The organism is Trinickia sp. EG282A (assembly GCF_040965455.1).
Classification (GTDB): domain Bacteria; phylum Pseudomonadota; class Gammaproteobacteria; order Burkholderiales; family Burkholderiaceae; genus Trinickia; species Trinickia symbiotica.
In genome coordinates this window covers 1,500,561-1,522,248 of record NZ_JBFRCC010000001.1, presented here as the reverse complement: position 1 = coordinate 1,522,248, position 21,688 = coordinate 1,500,561, and the positions used below count along the sequence as shown (strand labels likewise).

Genomic DNA, 21,688 nt, shown 5'->3' with positions numbered 1-21,688 from the left:
AGGAAACGCCCGCCCGCACGTCATTCGTCCGGCGCCGAGTCAACAGGAGGCTTTCATGTCGCTATTCGACACCATTTCGCGCACTGTCAAAGGGTTGCTGAACGATGCGGCCGAGTCCGTGCAGGATCCTTCGCGCGATGCGCGCCAGATCGTGCGTGAGCTCGACGACAGCATCGCCAAGGCGGAAAACTCGCTCATCGAAATCGAGGCCCAGGTCGCGACGCAGCAAAGCAAGCGCGATGCGGCCGCCGAAAAGGCCCGCAAGTACGAGGATGGCGCCAAGCGCGCACTCCAGGCAGGCAACGAAGACTTGGCGCGCGAAGCGCTCGCGGCTCAGGCCAATGCCGAAGCCGAGCGCGACGCCCTGGCGCACGAGCTGACGACGCTCGAGCCTTCCGTCGAACAGCTCAAGAGCCAGATTGCGGACATGCGCCAGCGCCGCAACGATCTCAATGCGCGCTCGAACATCCTGCAAGCGAAGCAGCAAATCGCCCAAGCCAAGGACACGGCGGCGACGGCGCTCGGCGGCATCGGCGGCAAGAATCTGTCGGAGGACTTCCGCAAGCTCGAAGACAAGGTCGCGCTCTCGAATGCGCGCTCGGACGCGCGGTTGAATTCGGCGGACGTCTCGAGCGGCAAAGCGCTCGACGACAAGCTGGCCGCGCTCGATCACGGCCCGTCCGTCGACGAGCGGCTCGAAGCACTGAAGAAGCAATTGAACACGCCGGCGCAATAGGAAGCGAGCGATCGCGCGCAGGGCATCGCGGTATCGGCCGACTGGAGGTGCAAGCGATGTCCGAAAGTCGTCATATGCGGCCTCGTTGCACGATGCCTCATATGCGGCCTCGTTGCACGATGCTTGCGGTATCGACATCAGGATTGCCACGGAGACGGGCGCGCCGCGCCCGGTTCAGCCAATGAAGAGACTTCTCGCAGCCGCAAGCGCATCGCTGCTGCTGCTGATTTCGGGACTCGCCTTCGCGGTGCCGAGCGCACAGCAAGTCGAGCGCGCGATGGCGCAAGGCAACTGGCAGCAGGCCGATGCCGAGCTGACCCAGGTGTTGCAGGCGCATCCGAACAATGCGCACGCCCACTATCTGTACGGCCAGGTGCTCGCGCGCGAGGGCCGCTTCGCCGACGGCCTCGCGCAGATCGAGCAGGCCAAGACGCTCGACCCGCAAATCCGTTTCACCGATCCTTCGCGCTTCGCGCAGGTCGAGGCGCGCGTGCGGGCCGCCGCCAATCGCGTCGGCTCGACCACGGGCACGACGGCCACGACGGCGACGGCGGCGGCGCAGCAAACGCCGGCCGCTCCGCCGGCAAGCGCACATAGGGGGCCCTCGATGGCAGCTTGGATCGGCATCGCAATCTTGATCGCGGCCATTGCGCTCGTGCTGCGCTGGACACTGCGCCGCGCACGTTCGTCCGAAGACGGCCGAACCGACGACGAGCGCCGCGAGCAGTTGAAGCGCGCCACCGAGCTGCTCAACGCAACGCGCTCGCTCAAACTCGATGCGCGGCTTTCGACGGCACCCGGGCATGAGACCCTTGCCAGCGAAGTCGAAGGGGTCGAGACGCAGCTGCGCGAGCTCGTCGAAACCCTCTCGGGCGGCAAGAATCCGGTACCCGCCTACCGGCTGGAGGAACTCGAGCGGCAGCTGGCAAGCCTCAAGGCCCGCACCGAAGGACGGCCCGATCCGAACGTGGCCACCTCGGCGCCGGGCGCGTACGGCGCGCCGAATGCCTCGCCCTACGCACAGGAGGCCGAGCGCTTCCAGCAGCAAGCGCCGCAGCCACCCTATCAGCAGCCGCAGCAGCAGCCGACCGTCGTCGTGCAGCAAGGCGGCGGCGGCTTCGGCGGCGGCATGGGCGGGCTCCTGACGGGCGTGCTGCTTGGCGAAGCGCTTTCGCATGGGCGCGACCGCGTGGTCGAGCGAGACGTCTACATCGACGACGAGGAAGCCCGCCGGCGAGCCGAGCGGGGCGATAACGGCGGCGGCGTCGATTTCGGCCAGGGCTCCAACGACTGGAGCGACGATAGTAGTGGTGGAGGCGGCGGCGTCGACTACGGCAGCGACGATTCGGGCGGCGGCTGGAGCGACACCTGAGCTTGGCCGGCATGCCGCGCGAAGCTGCCCGAACCGCGCCGCCTCGCATTGCGATCATCGGTTGCGGTTTTGCCGGCATCGGCATGGCCATCCGCCTGATGCGGACGGGCCTTGGCACGTTCACGATCTACGAAGCGGGGGCCGACGTCGGCGGCACGTGGCGCGAAAACACCTACCCTGGCGCCGCCTGCGACATCCCTTCGCACCTCTATTCGTTTTCGTTCGAGCCGAACCCGCTCTGGTCGCGCACCTTCGCCTCTCAGCAAGAGATACTTGCGTATCTGAAGCGTTGCGCGAACAAGTACGGCCTCATGCCGTTCATCCGCTTCAACGCGCGCGTGGCGGCGGCGACATTCGACGACGACGCCCGGATCTGGCGGCTGGAGCTCCTGGCGAACGGGACCCGGGAGACCGTCGAAGCCGACGTCGTCATCGCAGCGAACGGTCCCCTTTCTCGGCCCGCACTGCCGCGAATCCCGGGTATCGAGCGCTTCGCCGGCAAGCTCTTTCATTCCGCTTGCTGGGATCACGAGTATGCGCTCGAGGGTAAGCGCATCGCTGTTGTCGGCACGGGCGCGAGCGCTGTCCAATTCGTGCCGCGCGTTCAGCCGCGCGCCGCGCGCCTTTCGGTCTTTCAGCGCACGCCGCCGTGGATCATGCCGCGACGCGATCGCGCGATCAGCGAGCGCGCGAAGAAACTTTTTCGAACCTTTCCATTTACGCAACGTCTCGTGCGGTATGGCCTTTACTGGCAGCACGAAGTGCGCGCGCTCGGCTTCGTCGTGAACCCGAAGCTGATGAAGCGGCCGATGGCGTTCAGCCTCGGCTACCTTGCTCGGCGGGTCAAGGATCCGGTGCTGCGCGCGAAGCTCACACCCCGTTACCAGCTCGGCTGCAAACGCGTACTGTTGTCGAGCGATTACTACCCCGCGCTTGCGCAGCCCAACGTCGATCTCGTCACGACGCCGATCCGGGAGATCGTCGCCGACGGAATCGTCACCGAGGATGGCAAGCATCACGCGGTCGACGCGATCATCTGCGGCACGGGATTCAAGGTCAATGACGCGGGCGCGCCGTTCTCGGTGACCGGCGTCGATGGCGCCGACCTCGACACACTCTGGCGGTGCGAAGGCCCGCAAGCCTATCTCGGCGCGAGCATCGCCGGTTTCCCGAATTTTTTCATGATCACGGGACCGAACACCGGGCTCGGACACAACTCGATGGTCTACATGATCGAGTCGCATATCGGCTATGTCGCCGATTGCCTGCGCACGCTGCAGCGACGCCGTGTGCGTACGATGGAAGTTCGCCATGAAGCGCAGTGCGCGTTCAACGAGCGACTGCAGCTTGCGCTGCGTCGCTCCGTCTGGCAGACAGGGTGCCGGAGCTGGTATCTGTCCGAGAGCGGGAAAAACACGGCACTGTGGCCCGGATTCACATTTTCGTTCCGGCGGCTCACGCGACGTGTGCGCGCTGGCGATTATCGTTTTCTGTAGCCGCCCGTCGCGACGATGGTGACGAAGGGTCGGCTACGGCTGCCCAGTATCGACTCTATGCCGAAAACGCCGGTTCCGGTTGCAAGCGACTCGCCGTCGCGGCCACCTCGACTGGCTGCGACGGCGCCCGCGCCAGTGCGGACGCCCCGACCCGAAACTCGGCCACGGCCGCGTCGAGCCGCGCCGCCTGCTCCTCGAGCGACGCCGCGGCGGCCGCGGCTTGCTCGACGAGCGCCGCGTTCTGCTGAGTCACGGTGTCCATCTGCATGACCGCGCGACCGATTTGCTCGATGCCGTTCGACTGCTCGCCAGAAGCCGCGCTAATCTTGCCGATGATGTCCGTCACCCGGCGCACCGCGGCCACGACTTCGTCCATCGTCGAGCCGGCGCGGGCGACGAGCGTCGTGCCGGCCTCGACTTTGCCGGCCGATTCGGCGATGAGGGCCTTGATTTCCTTGGCCGCGCTCGCGCTGCGTTGTGCGAGGCTGCGGACCTCGCCCGCGACGACGGCGAAGCCGCGCCCCTGCTCTCCCGCGCGCGCCGCCTCGACGGCCGCATTGAGCGCAAGGATGTTCGTCTGGAATGCGATGCCTTCGATGACGCCGCTGATATCGCCGATCTGATGCGAGCTCGAGGCGATATCTTCCATCGTCCGCACGACGTCGCCAACGACCTCACCGCCTTTCGTCGCAGTACGCGATGCATCGTCGGCAAGCCCGCTCGCCTCGCGCGCATGCTCGGCGTTCTGCTTGACGGTCGACGTCAGCTCCTCCATGCTCGCGGCCGTTTCGGCGAGCGAGGCGGCCTGCTGCTCCGTTCGTTGCGAAAGATCGGCGTTGCCCGAGGCGATCTCCCGCGCACCGTGCATGATCGCCTCCGAGCCGGTACGCACGCGCGATACCGTGGCGGCAAGCGCCGCCTGCATCCGCTGCAAGCCCTCCAGCAAGCGCCCCATCTCGTTGCGACGCCTCGCGTCGATCGAGCCGGTCAGATCGCCCGAAGCAATGCGCTCGAAATGCCGGATTACACCGTCGATCGGCCGCACGACGGCCGCGACGAGCGCGGTCCGCGCAAGCGCGCCGACGATGAGCGCGGCAATCGCGATGACGGCGGCGCCGACCGCCAGCGTATGAAAAGCCGCCTGCGCGCGATCGTAGCGAGCCTGCTGATGTCGGACCTGCAACGCTTCCAGCGCGCCGATCGCGGCGTCATAGCGCGTGTAGAGCGCATTCGCCGTGCGCCCTTGCAGATTGCGAAACGCGTTGAAGTCGTTGTCTTGCAGCGCCTTGAACTCGGGCTCGACGGCTTGCGCAATGAGCGCGCTGCGGGCCGTGCCGACCGCGTCCGCGAGCTGCGCCTCCTCGGCGTCGCGCGGTTTCTTCAGATATTCGGCCCATTCGGCGTCGCTTTCTTTGATTACGTCATGCGCTTTCGGCAACATGTCGTCGGACGCCTCGCCCATCGCAAACAGCGTTTCGTAGCTGCTGAGCGCGAGCCGCACTTGCAGCATGCGCTCCGAGCTCGTTTTCAGATGCGTGAGTGCGGCCGTGTCGGTGGCGAACATCTGTTTCAGCGCGTTATTGCTCTGGTTGAGCCCGAGCATCGCAACGGCCATCGTCGCAACCAGCGCGAGCGTATAGCCCGCGATCGTGAGCGTGAGCCCCCCGCGTATCGTCAAGCGATTCAGCATGGTATCAAGCGCGTGCGCGCCGAAAATGGACGCGCACGGTTCCTCAGTAGTGGTGTAAAGCGCGCACGGATGGCTCTCTGACGGAGCGTTTTTTACTACCCGGTCTGCTGCGAGCGGTCTTGCGGGCGCGTCGTGCGTGCGAAGGCGCGACCTCATCTTAACGTGGCATCTCAGGCGCGCAATGCAGGTAACTCACTACGGCCGCGACTATCAAGATATGCGCCGCGCCGCCGTAAACACAGGGATCGAGTCCGTCTCCCTCCTGCGCCTTACCGTTTGTCGCGCGACGCAACGACACCAAAAAGAAACGCCCGCCCTGTACGAACACTCTGCCCGTTCGCTATCATGGCCGCGGACGCGGCAGCTTTGCCGCCACGCGCGCCGTTCATAAGGAGGGAACAGAGATGAGCATCGTAAAAGAATTCAAGGAATTCGCCCTCAAGGGCAACGTGATGGATCTCGCGATCGGCGTGATCATCGGCGGCGCCTTTTCGACGATCGTCAATTCGATCGTCAAGGATCTGATCATGCCGGTCGTCGGCGTAGCCTCGGGGGGCCTCGACTTCTCGAACAAGTTCATCCGGCTGGGTGACATCCCCCCTTCGTTCAAGGGCAACCCCGAGTCTTACAAAGACCTTCTGCAGGCGGGCGTGGCCGTGTTCGGCTACGGCTCGTTCATCACCGTTCTGATCAACTTCCTGATTCTCGCGCTCATCGTGTTCGCGATGGTGAAATTCATCAATGCCCTGCGCAGGCCGACGCCCGCCGAGGCTGCCGCACCGGCGCCGACTCCCGAAGACGTCCTGTTGCTGCGCGAAATTCGCGACGAGCTCAAGCGCGCGCCGCGCTGAACATCGGCGGCCGTAATTCGCCAGGCGCGTTGCGCATCGGCCTATGGCGCGCAGCTCCAACAAACCCCGCGCAACAACTCAAGCCAGCGCGGAGCGCGGGCCGTCGCCGCCACGTGCCTTGGCGGCGGCCGCGCGCTGGATCAACTCCTCGAGCTGGCCAAAGTTGACGGGCTTCGTCAAATGCGAGGTGAAGCCGGCGGAAAGGCACCGCCGGACGTCCTCGTCCGTGCCGAAACCCGTCAATGCCACGGCCGGCGCTTGCGAGCGCAGGCGAAATTCCCCGATGAAGTCGATCCCCGTGCCGTCAGGTAGCCCGATATCGCTGACGACCAGGTCGAAAGGCGCGCTCCGCGCGGCGTCGAGCGCGGCCGCGACGCTCGACGCCACCGTCACTTCGTGGCCAAGGCCGCGCATCAATTGCGCCATGACTTCGGCCGTGTCGGCATGGTCCTCCACGAGCAGAATGGCGAGCCGCTCGTCCGCGCCGACGGCGGCCGGCGGCGCGACGACGGGCTCGGACGCCGACGCGGCGACGGTCGGTAACGCGATCGTAAACGTCGCGCCGCAATGCGGGCCCGGGCTCTGCGCGCTGACGGTGCCGCCGTGGGCATCGGTCAACGCCTTCGTGATCGCGAGGCCGAGTCCGAGACCGCCGAACTGCTGCGTCATGCGCTGGCTACCCTGCTCGAACGCGTTGAAGAGCTTGTCGATCTGATCCGGCGCGATACCGATGCCCGTATCTTCGACCGAGATTTCGATGTGCATGCGCGCGTCGCGCGTGCGCACATAGATGTGGCCGCCTTCAGGCGTGAACTTCGATGCGTTGCGCACGAGGTTCCAGAGCATCTGCTGCAGCCGGGCGCGATCCGCCATGACATAGTGGCTCTCGGCCATCTTCTCGATGTGCACGTCTTGCTGCTTGAGCTGAATTTCGCCGCCGAAGAGCTCGAGCACGCTGTCGATGACTTCGTGCACGTCCACCGTCTCGAGCGACAGCCGCAGCTTGCCGTTCGCGACACGCGTGAGATCGAGCAAATCATCGATCAGCCGGGCCTCGAGCTCGATGTTGCGGCGGATCATCCTGACGTTCGCCTGCGCCGCCTCGGGCAACTCCGGCATCGTCTCGAGCACGCGCGTACCCGCCAGCACCGGGGTGAGCGGCGTTCGCAGCTCGTGCGACAGCATGGCGAGGAACCGGTCTTTCGCGCGATTCGCTTCTTCGGCCGTCTGGCGCGCGCTCTGCTCGGCGGCGAGCAGCCGCTCGCGCTCCTCGAGCGCCTCGCGCTGCGACTGAATGTCCGTGCAGCTCGCGAACCATTTGCCGACGCCTCCGCTCGCGTTGCGCACGGGTGCGATATGCACGTCGAACCACCGATAAATGCCGTCGCCCGAACGAATCCGCAGCTCGTGGCGATAGTCGGCTGCCGCGCCGTGCACGGCATCGAGCCACTTGCGGCGCAGCGTCTCGCGATCGTCGGGATGGATGGCCGCGAGCCAGGCCAAGCCGCGCGAAGCCGCTTCGTCGAGGCCGGTGTAGGCATACCACTGCCGGGAGAAGAAGTCGCACTCGCCCTGCGTGTTGCTCGTGAACACGAGATGAGGCAACGCTTCGGACAAGCTGCGGTAATGGGCTTCACGGTCGCGCAGCAGGATCGCCTCGGCCGACGCGCGCTGCAGCCGGATCTGCGCGAGCACGCGCTCGACGGCCTCCGGCAGGTAGTCGAGATAGCCACCCGATTTGGGCACGACATCGGACACGCCGGCGCGCAAGGCCTCGATCACGCGCGATTCGTCCGTGAAACCCGTCACGAGGATGGCCGGCAGCGCGACGCCTTCGCGCCGCAACCGGCGGAAAAAGTCGAGCCCGGTCTCCACGCCGTCGAGCTGATAGTCGAGCACGAGCAGGTCGGGCCGATCGCGCCCGATGCTTTCGCGTGCCGCGGCAAGCGTCGCGCTCGCGAACACGACGCAGCCCGCGCGTTCCAGCGATTTGCGTGCGAGCCTCAAAATGCCCTCGTCGTCGTCGACGAGGAGCACGCGGGCGGGTTCCGGGCGGGCTGCCACTTCGGTCATACTCGTTCTTGAATGGGCTGGTGCATTCGGTGCAATCGGTGCATTCGTTCTTGTTGCGTATTCCACAGCTTATTACATGCGAATCGGTTGTTCGGGCAGCGTCACGAAAAACGTCGAGCCGACACCTTCCACGGACTCGACCCAGGCACGGCCGCCATGCCGCTCGGTGACGCGGCGCACGAGCGCGAGGCCGATGCCGTCGCCTTTCGAACGGTCGCCATGCAGACGCTGGAACGCGCTGAACATTTTCGGCATGTAGGCGTCCGGGATGCCGAGTCCGTTGTCTTTGACATAATAGGCGCGCATGCGCGGTCCGCGCGCGTTGCTGCCGTCCGCGGTCCGCTCGACCGCCCCGACCTCGATGCGGCCGGGGCGAGCCGGATCGAGATAGTTGATCGCATTGCCGATCAAATTGCCGAAAATCTGCTCGATCGCCGTGGGGTCGCCCCATGCGGGCGGCAGCTCTCCGACCGACACCGAGATGCCGCGCTCGGCGATCGGCGCATGCAGCGCTTCGATCACGCGCGCGACGGTCCGCGCGACGCTGACCCGCTGCCACTGATATTCGAGACGGCCGGCGCGGGAAATGCGCAACAACGCGTCGATGATCGATGCCGATCGCGCGACGGCCGTCCGCAAGAAATGCAAGGCCTCGCTCAAGTTGCCGTCGAGCACACGCATGATACGCTCGCGTTCGGGCTCCGGCAGACGCGCGCCGTCGAGCAGCGCGCGCAATTCCTCGCACGATACCTGAAGCTCGCGCGAAAACCCTTGCAAGTTCACGAGCGGCGAGCGCAAATCGTGCGACACGCTGTAGATGAACATGTCGTTATCCTGCTTTTGCTGGCGCAGGTTTTCGTTCGCCTGTGTCAGCTCCCGCGCCCGCGCTTCGAGCGAAGTCTGCAGCGTCGCCTGCTCGTGCTCCGCTTCCGCGAGGCGCGCGCTCGTCCGGTGCAACACTTTGTCGAGCGCCGCGATCTCATCGTCCCCCGCGAGGGGCGCGCCCAGCGACTGCCCGCGGCCGAGACGCTCCGCATTGGCGGTCAAGGAGGCGAGCCGCCGGCCGATATTGCCCGCGAAGCCGAGCGCGGCAATGGCCCAGATCAGCATCGACCCGGCGATCGCCGCGATGAGCGCGCGGCGCTGCCCGGCCCGCGTCGACGCGAGCTCGGCGTTGCGCTCTTCGTCGAGGCGCGACTCCGCCGCGACGAACGCGTCGAGCTCGTCGCGAAACGCCACGATCGGCGTGGGCAGCGCCGTATCGTCGAACGCAGCGAATTGCGCCCGCCGGCCGCTCTTAAGGCTTGCATACTGCGCGTCCACCCGCGCACGATACGCGTGCACTGCCTCGTGCATACGGGAAAGGCGAGCAACCTGGAGAGGATCGTCGGCGACGAATTTTTCGAGCTGGTCGAGCTTGTTGTCGAGCTCGACCCACACCGTTCGCTGATCGAAGAATGAGGGGTCGCCGGCAATGAGCCCCGCTCGTGCACGCGAAGCCGCGCGCAAAAGCGGATCGACGATGACGGACGCCTGGTAGAGCACCTGCTTGCTGTGGGCGGCCCACTGGGCAGCCTGCGTCGTCTGCTCCTGTGTCTTCGACAGCATGCCGAGCAGCGCCAATTCGACGACGCTCGGGACGGCGATCAGCAGCAGCCCCTTGGTGAACAGTTTCATGTGTCCTTGGCGGCCCTCTTGCTTTCTCGGTCGCGCGCCGAAGCCCACAAAGCGCCGCGCGGCACGACCCTTGCACCGCTCCGGCATGCGGAGCGTCAAGCTGCCCCATTATCGTTGCAGTTCCCGGATATTTCAACGAAGCGGAAACGCGGCGCCATGAGGCGACGGCGCACACAAAATCGTCATTTTTTCTGCGTTCGATCAGCACGCGAACGGGCGAGAGGCCTATTATTGACGTAGATGGCGAGCGGTAGCCGGCCGCGCAGCGCGGCGCCACTCGCCACTGCATGCGGACCGGTTACGGGTGAACCCGAGCATTATCGTGAACATGACCGGTTCGTATGCTATAAAAGATCGACGTGCGGCGCGCGAGAGCCGGGAGTGGTCGCATGAGGACGCTGTGTTTCTTGCAATTCTTTTTCAGGCGAATGTTTATGTCCTTCCCGAAAAAGCGCAGGCGCGCTAGCGCGCAAAGCGAGGAGTCGTTTCTGGCCGTCTTGCGTCAATTCAAGCCGTTTGCTCAGCTGGATACGAAGATCGCGCGAGCGCGCGCGCAAGATGAACCTGTGCTCTACGCGCACGTACTGCCCGGCCTCGACGTCCTGCTTTGCAGCGTACGCGGCGCGCAACCGCCGTATCCGGCTGTCGACGAGTTGCGGCGGCGTTGCATGGAGTCGATTGCCAACGCGCTCGAGCAACCGCTCGACGGGCTCGAGAACGGCGGTTACTGGTACGAGGCGAACGGTTTCGGGTTCCTCGTCTTCGCCAGCCGCGCGCGGGCAAGGATTCTTCCCGAGTTCGGCGCCGGCGCGGCCGCACGCGGCGCACGCCGTCAGAATGCGGGCGACGCCACGCCGCGCTCGCTGCGCTGAGCCTCTCGCGCCATACCGCTCTCGGGCCTACGACCGACCCTCTTCGACGAGGCCGCGGGCTGTCCGTGGCTTTCTTCCCTGAGTCCCTGCGCCGACGCTTGTCGGCGAGCCTTCGGCCGGCATGGCACGGCACCGTTGCCTATACTCTTACTGTTCCCCCGGACAACGGAGCCGACATGAGCAATCACGTCTACAAGCAAATCGAGCTGACCGGTTCGTCGACCAAGTCGACCGATGACGCGATTCGCACCGCACTCGAACGCGCCTCGAAGACGCTTCGCAACCTCGATTGGTTCGAGGTCACGGAAACGCGCGGACGGATCGAGAACGGCACGGTCGCCCATTGGCAGGTCACCCTGAAGGTGGGCATGCGCCTCGATGAATGAAGCGCCCCGGGCAGCAGGGACAGTAAAAAAGTAAGCCGAAGCGGAAGGCATAGGGGCGGCGGCCCCTATGTTCAGTGACGGGCGCCGCGTTCGCCACCCATTCCGCTGGCGGCGGTCCCCTAGCGCCGGATTACTTCGGCAGACTACCCTCTACACCTTCGACATACCAGTTGATCCGCTGCAGCTCCGGATCGGACAGTGTCTTCCCGGCGGGCACTTTGACGGCGCCCGACTGATCTTTGATCGGCCCCGTGAAGACATCCCACTTGCCGCCCGCCAACTCGCTACGCATCGCCTCGACCTTCTTCTGACCGTCGGCCGGAATCGCCGCGGCATTCAAGTCCTCGAGATTGACGGCCTTCTGCGGGATGCCCCACCAGACGGGATCGTTCTTCCACTTGCCGTCGAGCACGGCTTGCACGGCCGCCGTATAGTAGACGCCCCAATGGCCGACGACGGAACCCAGGTGCGCGTCGGGCCCGAACTTTTTCATGTCGGAATCCCAGCCGAACGCGTGCACCTTCTTGGCCTCGGCCGTCGCGAGCGTCGCGCTCGAATCGGTGTTTTGCAGCAACACGTCGGCGCCCTGACCGATCAGCGTCTCGGCAGCCTGCTTCTCCTTGCCCGGATCGAACCAACTGTTGATCCAGATCACTTTCGTGTGGACCTTCGGATTCACCGAGCGCGCGCCCAGCGTGTACGCGTTGATATTGCGCACCACTTCGGGGATCGGCACGGAAGCGACGAACCCGAGCGTATTCGTCTTGGTAACGTATCCCGCGACGACACCCGCCAGATAAGCGCCCTGGTACATGCGCACGTCGTAGGTACCGAAGTTCGGTGCCTTCTTGAAGCCCGTCGCATGGAGGAAGACCGTATCGGGGAAGTCTTTCGCGACCTTGAGCTCGAAGTCTTGATATCCGAAGCTCGTGCCGATGATGACTTTGTTGCCCTTGCTCGCGAGATCGCGAAAGACGCGCTCTGAATCGGCCGATTCGGGGACATTCTCGACGCGCGTCACCTTGATCTTGTTGCCGAACTTGGCCTCCGTTTCCTTCGAGCCCTGATCGTGCGCAAAGGTCCATCCCGCATCGCCCGGATTGCCGAGGTAGACGAACGCCACGCCGGGCGCATCGGCCGCTCGCGCGGCCTGCCCCGCGGCGCCAAAGGCCAAAGCGAGCGCGAGCGCGGCAGTTCCGGCCCATGTGGTCGACATTTTTCTTTTCATTAAGCTTCTCCAATGGAGTGGGTTTGACGGTAACTATCGGCGAAGAGCGGCGTTGCTTCGTGTCATCGATCGAAGGCACGGCGGACCGGCCGCCGCACCGCATCTCGTGCCATGCTCAGAGCGCGGCGAAGAACGGCTTGCCGAGCGACGCGGGCGCGTTGAGCTTGATCGCGTTGGGATTGCGCGAGATCGCGGCGAGCACGACGATCGTGGCCAGATAGGGCAACATCGCGAGAAACTGAGTCGGCACCGGTACGCCCGCGCCTTGCGCGTAGAATTGCAGCCCTGTCACGGCGCCGAAGAGCAGCGCGCCGAGCAAAAGGCGCCCCGGCCGCCACGTCGCGAACACGACGAGCGCCAGTGCGATCCAGCCTCGGCCGGACGTCAGCTGCTCCTGCCAAAGCTGCAAGTAGGCAACCGAGTAGTAGCCGCCCGCGAGACCGGCCATGCCGCCGCCGAACAGCGTCGCACCGTAGCGCACGCCGACGACCGAAAAGCCGACCGCGTGCGCGACTTCGGGCGATTCGCCGACCGAACGCAGAACGAGCCCCGCGCGCGTGCGATAAAGGAACCAGCCGACGATGCCGAACATCAGGAAGGCCAGATAACCGAGCGGCGTCAACGTGAACAACGCCGGTCCGACCACGGGGATCCGCGAGAAACCCGGAATCGCCCAGGCGCCGATCGTCGTGCCAACGGATGCCGACGTATACGGCTTGCCGACATAGGCCGACAGGCCGATGCCGAAGATCGTCAGCGACAGACCGGTGGCCACCTGGTTCGCGAGCATCGTCAACGTGAGAAAACCGAAAAGCAGCGCCATCGCGATACCGGCCGCGACGGCGGCGGCGATACCGAGCCAGGGGCTGCCCGTTGCGACGGTGACCGCATACCCGCTCACGGCGCCCATCAGCATCATGCCTTCCACGCCGAGATTGAGCACGCCGGATTTTTCCGTGACGAGCTCGCCGAGCCCCGCGAACATGAGCGGAATCGCGGCGACGACTGCGCTCGAGGCGAGCGCGCTGAGTTGTTCGATGTTCATCGGATATCTTTATGCGGCGAGCACCACGCGCCGCACGCGGTAGTTCACGAAGAGATCGGCGCCTAGCAGGCAAAAGAGCAGCAGGCCCTGAAAGACCCCGGAGAGCGCTTGCGGCAACTGCAACGACGTCTGCACGGCTTCGCCGCCGAGATAAAGCAACGCCATCAGCAAGCTGGCGAGCACGATGCCGACAGGATGCAGGCGCCCGACAAAGACGACGATGATGGCCGTAAAGCCGTATCCCGGGGACCATGTCGCCTGCAACTGGCCGATCGGCCCCGCTATCTCGCCCATGCCGGCGAGCCCCGCAAGCGCGCCGCTCACGATCAGCGACGTCCAGATCGTCCGCTTGTCGGAAAACCCGGCGTAACGCGCGGCAAGCGGCGCGAGCCCGCCGACGTTCATGCGAAAGCCGGCAAAGCTCTTGGCGCTGAAGAGCCAGACGAGCGGCACCGCGGCAAGCGTGATGAAGATAGAGGCATTGAGCCGCGTGCCCCGCATGAACTTCCAATGCCAGTCTCCGCCGAACGTCGGATAAAGCGCATCGCCGCTGAACATCTCCGAGATCGGGAAGTTCATCCCCTGTGGATCGCGCATCGGACCGCTCACGAGATAGATCAAGAGCTGCGTCGCGACGTAGGTCAGCATCAGGCTCGTCAGAATCTCGTTCGTGTTGAAGCGGCTCTTGAGAAAGGCCGGGATCGAGGCCCAGACGACGCCGCCCGCGATACCCGCCGCCATCATCGAAGGCAGGATCCACCAGCCGCTCGCCTGATCGAAATGAATGGCGACGGCGCTGGCCGCGATGCCGCCCACGAGCATTTGTCCTTCCGCGCCGATGTTCCAGACATTGGCGCGATAGCTGATCGCGAGTCCGAGCGCGATCAGGCAAAGCGGCGAGGCCTTCAGCAGCAGCTCGGACCACCCGTTCACGCTCGAGAGCGGATCGATGAAGAACGCGCGCATGGCGTCCGCCGGATCGCGCCCCACGAGCCCGAAGATCAAAAAGCCGATGATGAGCGTGAGCGCCGCCGCAATCAGCGGCACGGCGAATTGCATCGTGCGGGAGGGCGTCGTACGGGCCTCGAGTCGATAGGGAAAATGCATGTCCGGTGTCGATTGGGGTTGTGGTCGCTTTTCGGTCGGTCCTGCTGCCGCCCTCACGCGTGCGCGGGTTCGGGCGCCGGCGGTACCGCGCCGCGGTCGCCGAAGAGCCCCGCCATCCAGCGGCCGATCTCCTCGGCGTTCGTCTCGCTCGTCTTGCGCGCGGGCGACAACCGTCCGCGCGCTACGACCGCAATGCGATCGCAGATATCGAAGAGCTCTTCGAGTTCCTCGGAGATGACGAGCACGGCTACCCCCTTGGCCGACAGGTCGAGCAATTGCTGGCGAATGAACGCGGCCGCGCCCACGTCGACGCCCCAGGTCGGCTGGGCAACGACGATCACCTTCGGTTCTTGAAGAATTTCGCGGCCCACGATGTACTTCTGCAGGTTCCCGCCCGACAACGATCTGGCCGGCGCCTGCGGGCCGCTGCACCGCACGTCGAACGTCTCGATGCAGCGCTCGGCGAACGCACGCACCGCCCGCGCCCCCACCCAGCCGTGGCGCACCATACCCGGCTTGCGGTGTGCGGTCAGCAGCGCGTTCTCGGCCAGCGACATCGACGGCACTGCGCCTCGTCCGAGCCGCTCTTCGGGCACGAATGCGAACCCGAGCCGGCGCCTCGCCGCCGGCGACAAGCGCGCGGCCGGCTTGCCGCAAATCGAGACGACATCGGGCGCGACGCCGGCGGCGAGCCGTTCGCCCGAGAGCGCTGCCAAGAGCTCGGCCTGCCCGTTGCCCGATACGCCGGCAATGCCGAAAATTTCGCCCGCATGGACGTCGAACGAGACATCCTCGAGCGTGGTTCCGAACGGGTCGTCGCTCGGGACGGACAAGTGCCGGACCGCGAGCAGCGCGTCGCCGGGCGTATGCGCTCGGCGCGTGTAATCGGGCAGCGAGTGGCCCACCATCAGCTGCGCGAGCGATGCATGCGTTTCCTCACCGGGCTTCACGTGGCCTGTGACGCGGCCGCCGCGCATGACGGTGGCCGTATCGCAAAGCTCCTGGATTTCATCGAGCTTGTGGCTGATGTAAAGGAGGCTGCAGCCTTGCGCCGCAAGACGCTTGAGCGTCTCGAAGAGCTTGCGCACGGCCTGTGGCGTCAGCACCGACGTGGGCTCGTCCATGATCAAGAGGCGCGGCTCCTGCAGCAGGCAGCGCACGATCTCGACACGTTGCCGCTCGCCGACGGCGAGGCTGTGCACGTGCCGCGCCGAATCGACGTCGAGGCCATATTCGCTCGACACCTGGCTGATGCGCTTGCCGAGCGCGGCCAGGTCGAACGGCTCGTCGAGCGCGAGCGCGATGTTCTCGGCAACGGTCAGCGTCTCGAACAGCGAGAAGTGCTGAAACACCATGCCGATGCCAAGCTTGCGCGCCGCCGCCGGACTCGCGATCTCGACCGGCTGGCCTTCCCAGCGAATTTCGCCGGCATCGGGCCGCACGGCACCGTAGACGATCTTCATCAGCGTGCTCTTGCCGGCGCCGTTTTCGCCGAGCACGGCATGAATCTCCCCGGGCGCGACCACGAGGCTCACGTCGTCGTTCGCACGCACGCCCGGATACTGCTTGCAGATGCGTGAAAGCTCGAGCCGCGGAACCGGGGCTCGCGGTGCGCCTTGGTCACGCTGCGAAAATGAATGGTCGGAAATGTCGTTCATGAAGTCAGTCAGCCGCAGTCGTCGCGGCTTGTGGTCCGACGATACCTAAATCACCCTGCACCGTCGAGCCGACAAAATCCTGCGCGCCGTGGTGTCCCGTTCTCGCGTCATTCGAGTACGTCTCGCTTGACGCCAATTAATGCACATATTAAAAGCCTGATATCCGCATCCCTGGCCGATCAGCCTGGGAATATAAAGGGAGAGGTCATGAGTCAGCAACGCGAGGCGATCGACACCTACCTGCTGCGCGTCCTCCATACGTTGCTGATGGAGCGCAGCGTGACGCGTGCGGCCGTCAAGCTCAACCAATCGCAGCCGGCGATCAGCGCTGCGTTGAGGCGGCTGCGCGACATCACCGGCGATCCGTTGCTCGTGCGCGGCAAGTCCGGGATGGTACCGACCGAGTACGGCCTGCGCCTGCTCGAGCCCACGCAGAACGCGCTGCGCGAGATCGAGCGCATCCGCTTTCAGCAGCACAACTTCGATCCCGCCACGTCGATCCGCTGCTATCGGATCGGCTGCCCCGACTACCTCAACGTGCTGTTCGTGCCTACGGTCGTCGAGCGCTTTCGCCAGGCCGCGCCGAACGCCACCCTTGAATTCCATTCGCTCGGTCCCGCGTTCGACTACGAGCTTGCGCTCGAAGAAGGCAAGCTCGATATCGTAGTCGGAAACTGGCCCGAGCCGCCCGAGCAGCTTCATCTGTCGAACCTCTTCACCGACGAAATCGTCTGCGTGATGAGCAATGCGCATCCGTTCGCGAAGCGCGGCAGCCTGACGCTCGATCAGTATCTGAATGCGCCGCACCTTGCGCCAACTCCGTACTCCGTCGGCCAGCGCGGCGCGATCGATGTCCATCTCGCCCGCGAGCGGCTCAAGCGCCACGTCGTGGTCACGTTGCCGTACTTCAACCTCGCGCCGTACGTGCTCGTCAAATCGGATTTGATCTTCACGACCACGCGTCTCTTCGCGGATCACTACGCGAAGCTTCTTCCGCTGACGGTTCTGCCGGCGCCGCTCGACTTTCCGCCGATGCAGTACTACCAGCTCTGGCACGAGCGCTGCCACTATTCGGACGAGGTGCGCTGGCTGCGCGCGGTCGTCGCCGAAGCCACGCGCGCGCTCGTCGACCACGCAATCTGACCCAGCTGTCCGCGATCAGGCAGCGCTCCCGGCGCCGCCTGCATTCCCGCATTTGCCGCGTCTCTCCGCATTCGAATTGCACGTCGCGGCGTCAATGCAACGATCGAGGGCCAAAATCACTGTGGCAATACTGCGGGGCCGATACTCGCCTTCAGGGCCACCATATATTGGATCCCTCATGCGCGCGGGCTTATCTTTCCTATCGCTCGCGCGCACCGGGCCGGGACTTCTTAGAATGCCTCTACGGCGCACGCCGCGAACGACTTCAGGCGCCGTCATACCCGAAAACGTGACGACCAGGATCCCCTTCGCATGGGAAAGCTCACAACACACGTGCTGGACACCGCCCACGGCCGCCCCGGAGCGGGCATCCGCGTGGAACTTTTTTCGCTCGACGGGGATGCGCGCCGGAGGCTCGCGACTGTCGTCACGAACAGCGATGGGCGTTGCGACGCCCCACTTCTCGAAGGCTCCGCCTTCAAGACGGGCGAATACGAGCTCGTCTTTCACGCCGGCGACTACTTTGCCGCAGCCGGCGTGGCGCTGCCGGCGCCGAGGTTCATCGATCGCGTCGTACTGCGTTTCGGTGTGGCCGACCCGAAAGCGCATTATCACGTCCCGCTGCTCGTCTCTCCGTGGGCGTACAGCACCTATCGCGGCAGCTGAACGCCGATATCGGCGGTTAGTGTCCTGGGGGAGAATTCATGGAAGGCTTCATCACCGATTGGCTCAACCTTGCGCTTCGCTGGCTACATGTGGTGGTGGCGATCGCCTGGATCGGCGAATCGTTCTATTTCGTCGCGCTCGACAACAGCCTCAAAAAGCCGAAAGACCCGGCCCTCGTCTCGCGCGGCGTATTCGGCGAACTCTGGCACGTTCACGGCGGCGGTTTCTACAACATGCAGAAGTACATGGTGGCGCCGCCGGAGATGCCCGACGACCTGCATTGGTCGAAGTGGCCGTCCTACACGACGTGGATGTCCGGTTTCGCGCTCTTCACCGTCGTTTATCTTTTCTCGCCCGGCACTTATCTGATCGACAAGAACGTGCTCGACATGGGCCCCGTCGTCGCCATCTCGGCGGCGCTGGGTTTCCTCGCGGCGGGTTGGATCGTCTATGACTCGCTTTGCCGCCTGCTCGGCGCGAAAGATAAACTACTCGGTGTCTGCGTCGGGCTTTATGTGCTCGCGGCGGCCTGGCTCGCCTGCCATGTCTTCGCGGGCCGCGCAGCGTACCTCATCGTCGGCGCGATGTTGGCGACGATCATGTCGGCCAACGTGTTCTTCGTGATCATTCCGGGCCAGCGAAAGATGGTCGACGCCATGCTGAAGGGCCAAGCGCCCGATCCCATCTACGGGAAGCGCGGCAAGCAGCGCTCGGTGCACAACACCTACTTCACGCTGCCCGTCGTTTTCGCGATGCTCTCGAATCACTACGCGATCACGTACACGCACCCCCACAACTGGGCGGTTCTCGCGATCATCATGCTGGCGGGCGCGTTGATCCGGCAGTTCTTCGTCATGCGCCATCGCGGGCGGGTGCTCTGGTATCTTCCGGCCGCCGGCGCGGCGTTGCTCGCCGCCGCGCTCGTGTTCACGCTGCCGCGGCCGATCGCGCCGCAAGCGGAAGCCGCCAACGCGCCACAGCTTCGGATCGCCGAGATCGCACCGGTGCTGCAGCAACGCTGCGTTGCCTGCCACTCGGCGCACCCGACGTTGATGGGCAGCGCCCCGGCCGGCGTCATGTTCGATACACCCGATGAGATCGCGCGCAATGCGCAGCGCATCTATCAACAGGCCGTTCAATTGAAGGCCATGCCGCTCGGCAACGTAACGCATATGACCGAGGACGAACGTTTGAAAATCGCCGCCTGGTTCGAGTCGGGCGCTCAGCGCTGAGCGAGAAAGTATCGATGCGAAACGCCCTGACCAGAGTGGCCGGGACATCGCTCATCGCTTGGTATGGTAAATGGTGCGGTAGATTGCCGCTGCGTGTCTGCCTCGACGGAACCGCCTTGCGAGGACCAAGACGTGCGCCTGGGTGTCGGGCGTCGCCGTATCAAGCAGCGGTCTTCGCCAGCTGCCGTCCGCGATCCGCCAAGCCGCCGAGCACCGCGCGATCGGTAAAGCGAAAAAGGCAAATCAATTGATCGCGCGCCGCCAGCTTTTGCGTCTGGTCTTCCGAAAGCTCCACGAGCAACTCCGCGAGCGGCGCCGACAGACCCAGCGTGGCCATGCCTTCGGCGCGATCGTCTCGCAGTATGCGCTGCACGAGAGCAAGATACGACCGGTTGATTTCTTGAATCGATTGATGGATGTCGCAGCTCATTTTTACCCTCCTTTTTTCTTCACGGCTCTTTCAGGGCCTCGGCTCGAATGCGCAAACGTTTGCGCGCCCGACCAGCTCAATGGCCCTTACGCCAATCCGCGACGCCAAACGCGATGAGGCTTGCCGCGATTTCGCGCAGCAGGTGTTGCGTCAGAGCTCCAGCTCCGCCCTCGCTCAGGCGCTTGAGTTCGATCAGGTCTTTCGCGATGCGGCTCATTTGGAAATCTCCTTGGATCGTCGGCTTTCGCTAGCGGCTTCGATGAGAAGAACCGTTTGGCTTGACGAAAGTATCGGTCAAGGGGTGGCCGTACGAAATCAGCGCGCGCTGAACCTCGCGTAATACGTGGCGGCGCGCTTGTCAGGGGTTTCCTACAATGGCTGTCGCCAACACGACCGGCGCCAGTCGAGGCGCCGCTTGAGACGGAATGGGAGAGGGTTCGGTCGGTCAGATCTACACGATGCGGCGCTATGCCGCCGTTGCCGCCCGCCACGCGTCCTCGGTCAGCCAAAGCGACTCGGGCAGCCGCTCCTCGTCGCAATTGTGGCCTTCGCCGCCTCGGTCGATGACGACGAAATCGCTGACCGCCTCCAGAGCGATCAGCGGATGGTGCCATACCCCTTTTTTGTAATTGACGCCCTGCCAGCCTCGGGTCGCGAAAGCCCGAATCGCCGCAGGCGTCAGCGGCCCCAGGGGCGCAACGACGATGAGGTAAGGTCGGTCGGAAAGTGGCACAAAGGCCTGGCTGCCGAGCGGATGGCGCTCCAGCATCGATACTTCGAATGGCAAGGCTCGCGGCTCGCCCCGGAACAGGTTCAGCAGCGGGCGTCCACCGGCGTCCGTCACGTCGACGCGCGCGAGATCGTGAAAGCGCGTCGTGGTGCCCTCGTTGATCGGGAAGTGTCGCGCGCCCTCGAGTTCGATGACGTCGCCGAACGGCGCGAACGACTCGCGCGTCAGCGGTTCGATTGCAAGCGTCCTCATCACGGCGTATCCCCTTTCCTCAATCGACGAATCCCCACAGCCGCAAGCGCGATACGCCGCCGTCGGGAATGATGTTGAAGCGCACGTGCGTCACGGGCCCAAGCGACACGATCTCACGTTCAAAGACATGTTGCGCGTCCATTGTGAGCTTCTGCTCGCCGAGCAGCTCAGGCCAGAACATGGCCTGCGTGACGAGCGAGCTGTCGGTGCCGCCTGATACGCAGGCGGCCTGCAGCGAGCAACGATCGGGATAGTTGCCCTTGAAGTGCGCGGTGTCCACTTCGATCTTCCTGATCGTCCCCGGCCGCGCGAGCGCAATGACCGCCCAGTCGTTGCCGGGCTCGCGGCGGCGGCGCGTTTCCCAGCCGTCGCCCATGTCGACGCCACGTCCCGGCATCAGCAGATTCGATGCCGCACCGAAATGTTGGTTGTTGGCCGCGACGATGTGCGCGCCGTTTTCCATCGCCGCGAGATCGACGAGATCGGTCCGGCTCGCCTGCCCCCAGTCGAGCCGCGGTTGCGCGTAGACGCGGAGCCGGGCCACGCCGCCGTCGGGATAGAGGTTGAGGCGAATGTGCGTATAGCTCGCTGGGTCACGCACTTCGACGTAATGGTGGCTGTTGCCTTGCAAAGTCGTCGACGCTACGATCTCCGTCCATTGCGTCGCCGCGTCGGGAGCCGCCCCCGCGGGCACGTGCGCAGCTTCGATCGAAGCCGCGGGCGGAAAGTTGCCGGTGAAATGACTCGTGTCGATATCGAGCCCTTTGATCACGCCCGCGCGGGCAAGCTTGACGATGCACCAATCGTAGCCCGTCGTGCGTTTGCGGCGGGTCTCCCAGCCGTCCATCCATTTCCCGTTATCGTCGTACTTGCCAGGGATGAAGATGGCCGGCTCCGGATTGAGCATGCGGTCCTTCGGCGCGAAAAACTCGTCGCTTGCTTCGAGCGCTTCGGCGCCGAGCCGGGGGTCCGCCAGGTTCGCGTAACGCCGCGTGAAGTCGGGCGCATTGGGATCGGAAATCAGAAGAGCCATTGCTGTCGTCC

At 64.9% G+C, this 21,688-nt stretch carries 20 protein-coding genes; 9 read left to right on the top strand and 11 right to left on the bottom strand.

Annotation, left to right across the window (positions count from 1 at the left end):
- Positions 1 to 55: 55 nt before the first annotated feature.
- The 3 genes from AB4Y31_RS06975 to AB4Y31_RS06965 all read left to right on the top strand — a co-directional run bounded on the left by AB4Y31_RS06975 (position 56) and on the right by AB4Y31_RS06965 (position 3,604).
- A complete protein-coding gene (locus AB4Y31_RS06975; protein WP_018443501.1) occupies positions 56 to 736 on the top strand; it encodes a PspA/IM30 family protein in 681 nt (226 codons plus the stop codon).
- Positions 737 to 917: 181 nt separating this feature from the next.
- Positions 918 to 2,108 carry a tetratricopeptide repeat protein gene (locus AB4Y31_RS06970; protein WP_368673255.1) on the top strand — a complete coding sequence of 397 codons (1,191 nt, stop codon included), beginning with the start codon at positions 918 to 920 and terminating at the stop codon, positions 2,106 to 2,108.
- 11 nt (positions 2,109 to 2,119) lie between these two features.
- Positions 2,120 to 3,604: a flavin-containing monooxygenase gene (locus AB4Y31_RS06965; protein WP_368673254.1), complete on the top strand. Its 1,485-nt coding sequence runs from the start codon at positions 2,120 to 2,122 to the stop codon at positions 3,602 to 3,604.
- A 55-nt stretch (positions 3,605 to 3,659) separates the two neighbouring features.
- Here the strand turns inward: AB4Y31_RS06965 and AB4Y31_RS06960 are convergent, their stop codons facing one another.
- Positions 3,660 to 5,294 carry a methyl-accepting chemotaxis protein gene (locus AB4Y31_RS06960; protein WP_368673253.1) on the bottom strand — a complete coding sequence of 545 codons (1,635 nt, stop codon included), beginning with the start codon at positions 5,292 to 5,294 and terminating at the stop codon, positions 3,660 to 3,662.
- A gap of 404 nt (positions 5,295 to 5,698) precedes the next feature.
- Here AB4Y31_RS06960 and mscL point away from each other — a divergent pair, with 404 nt between their 5' ends.
- On the top strand, positions 5,699 to 6,145 hold the full coding sequence (mscL, locus tag AB4Y31_RS06955; protein ID WP_368673252.1) for a large conductance mechanosensitive channel protein MscL: 447 nt from the start codon (positions 5,699 to 5,701) through the stop codon (positions 6,143 to 6,145).
- A gap of 78 nt (positions 6,146 to 6,223) precedes the next feature.
- Here the strand turns inward: mscL and AB4Y31_RS06950 are convergent, their stop codons facing one another.
- Together AB4Y31_RS06950 and AB4Y31_RS06945 are read right to left on the bottom strand one after the other, a co-directional pair.
- Positions 6,224 to 8,218 (bottom strand): response regulator, encoded by a 1,995-nt coding sequence (locus AB4Y31_RS06950; RefSeq protein WP_368673251.1) that lies wholly within the window; start codon positions 8,216 to 8,218, stop codon positions 6,224 to 6,226.
- Positions 8,219 to 8,290: 72 nt separating this feature from the next.
- A complete protein-coding gene (locus AB4Y31_RS06945; RefSeq protein ID WP_368673250.1) occupies positions 8,291 to 9,895 on the bottom strand; it encodes an ATP-binding protein in 1,605 nt (534 codons plus the stop codon).
- Between the two features lie 389 nt (positions 9,896 to 10,284).
- On the opposite strand from AB4Y31_RS06945, the gene AB4Y31_RS06940 reads away from it, so the two are divergent.
- Positions 10,285 to 10,767, top strand: coding sequence for a hypothetical protein (locus AB4Y31_RS06940; RefSeq protein ID WP_018443508.1), 483 nt, complete (start codon positions 10,285 to 10,287; stop codon positions 10,765 to 10,767).
- Positions 10,768 to 10,943: 176 nt separating this feature from the next.
- Positions 10,944 to 11,153, top strand: a complete 210-nt coding sequence (locus AB4Y31_RS06935) for a dodecin (protein WP_368673249.1) — start codon at positions 10,944 to 10,946, stop codon at positions 11,151 to 11,153.
- 130 nt (positions 11,154 to 11,283) lie between these two features.
- Here AB4Y31_RS06935 and AB4Y31_RS06930 read toward each other — a convergent pair whose 3' ends face one another.
- The 4 genes from AB4Y31_RS06930 to AB4Y31_RS06915 all read right to left on the bottom strand — a co-directional run bounded on the left by AB4Y31_RS06930 (position 11,284) and on the right by AB4Y31_RS06915 (position 16,191).
- Positions 11,284 to 12,381, bottom strand: a complete 1,098-nt coding sequence (locus tag AB4Y31_RS06930) for a BMP family ABC transporter substrate-binding protein (RefSeq protein ID WP_368673248.1) — start codon at positions 12,379 to 12,381, stop codon at positions 11,284 to 11,286.
- Positions 12,382 to 12,496: 115 nt separating this feature from the next.
- Positions 12,497 to 13,426, bottom strand: a complete 930-nt coding sequence (locus AB4Y31_RS06925) for an ABC transporter permease (RefSeq protein ID WP_368673247.1) — start codon at positions 13,424 to 13,426, stop codon at positions 12,497 to 12,499.
- Positions 13,427 to 13,435: 9 nt separating this feature from the next.
- Positions 13,436 to 14,533, bottom strand: a complete 1,098-nt coding sequence (locus tag AB4Y31_RS06920; protein WP_018443512.1) for an ABC transporter permease — start codon at positions 14,531 to 14,533, stop codon at positions 13,436 to 13,438.
- Between the two features lie 53 nt (positions 14,534 to 14,586).
- The gene (locus tag AB4Y31_RS06915; protein WP_368673246.1) at positions 14,587 to 16,191 is read right to left on the bottom strand and encodes an ABC transporter ATP-binding protein; all 1,605 of its coding nucleotides are present in this window, start codon (positions 16,189 to 16,191) and stop codon (positions 14,587 to 14,589) included.
- A 207-nt stretch (positions 16,192 to 16,398) separates the two neighbouring features.
- On the opposite strand from AB4Y31_RS06915, the gene AB4Y31_RS06910 reads away from it, so the two are divergent.
- The 3 genes from AB4Y31_RS06910 to AB4Y31_RS06900 all read left to right on the top strand — a co-directional run bounded on the left by AB4Y31_RS06910 (position 16,399) and on the right by AB4Y31_RS06900 (position 19,232).
- Positions 16,399 to 17,334, top strand: a complete 936-nt coding sequence (locus tag AB4Y31_RS06910) for a LysR substrate-binding domain-containing protein (protein ID WP_368673245.1) — start codon at positions 16,399 to 16,401, stop codon at positions 17,332 to 17,334.
- A gap of 312 nt (positions 17,335 to 17,646) precedes the next feature.
- The gene (gene uraH, locus AB4Y31_RS06905) at positions 17,647 to 18,000 is read left to right on the top strand and encodes a hydroxyisourate hydrolase (protein WP_018443515.1); all 354 of its coding nucleotides are present in this window, start codon (positions 17,647 to 17,649) and stop codon (positions 17,998 to 18,000) included.
- Between the two features lie 38 nt (positions 18,001 to 18,038).
- Complete coding sequence (locus AB4Y31_RS06900; protein WP_368673244.1) at positions 18,039 to 19,232, top strand: urate hydroxylase PuuD; 1,194 nt, start codon at positions 18,039 to 18,041, stop codon at positions 19,230 to 19,232.
- 160 nt (positions 19,233 to 19,392) lie between these two features.
- On the opposite strand, the gene AB4Y31_RS06895 is transcribed toward AB4Y31_RS06900, so the two are convergent.
- The 4 genes from AB4Y31_RS06895 to alc all read right to left on the bottom strand — a co-directional run bounded on the left by AB4Y31_RS06895 (position 19,393) and on the right by alc (position 21,677).
- Complete coding sequence (locus tag AB4Y31_RS06895; protein ID WP_018443517.1) at positions 19,393 to 19,662, bottom strand: flagellar transcriptional regulator FlhD; 270 nt, start codon at positions 19,660 to 19,662, stop codon at positions 19,393 to 19,395.
- 76 nt (positions 19,663 to 19,738) lie between these two features.
- The gene (locus AB4Y31_RS06890; protein WP_018443518.1) at positions 19,739 to 19,879 is read right to left on the bottom strand and encodes a hypothetical protein; all 141 of its coding nucleotides are present in this window, start codon (positions 19,877 to 19,879) and stop codon (positions 19,739 to 19,741) included.
- A gap of 249 nt (positions 19,880 to 20,128) precedes the next feature.
- On the bottom strand, positions 20,129 to 20,644 hold the full coding sequence (locus AB4Y31_RS06885) for an ureidoglycolate lyase (RefSeq protein WP_368673243.1): 516 nt from the start codon (positions 20,642 to 20,644) through the stop codon (positions 20,129 to 20,131).
- 19 nt (positions 20,645 to 20,663) lie between these two features.
- Positions 20,664 to 21,677: an allantoicase gene (alc, locus tag AB4Y31_RS06880; protein WP_368673242.1), complete on the bottom strand. Its 1,014-nt coding sequence runs from the start codon at positions 21,675 to 21,677 to the stop codon at positions 20,664 to 20,666.
- Positions 21,678 to 21,688 lie beyond the last annotated feature (11 nt).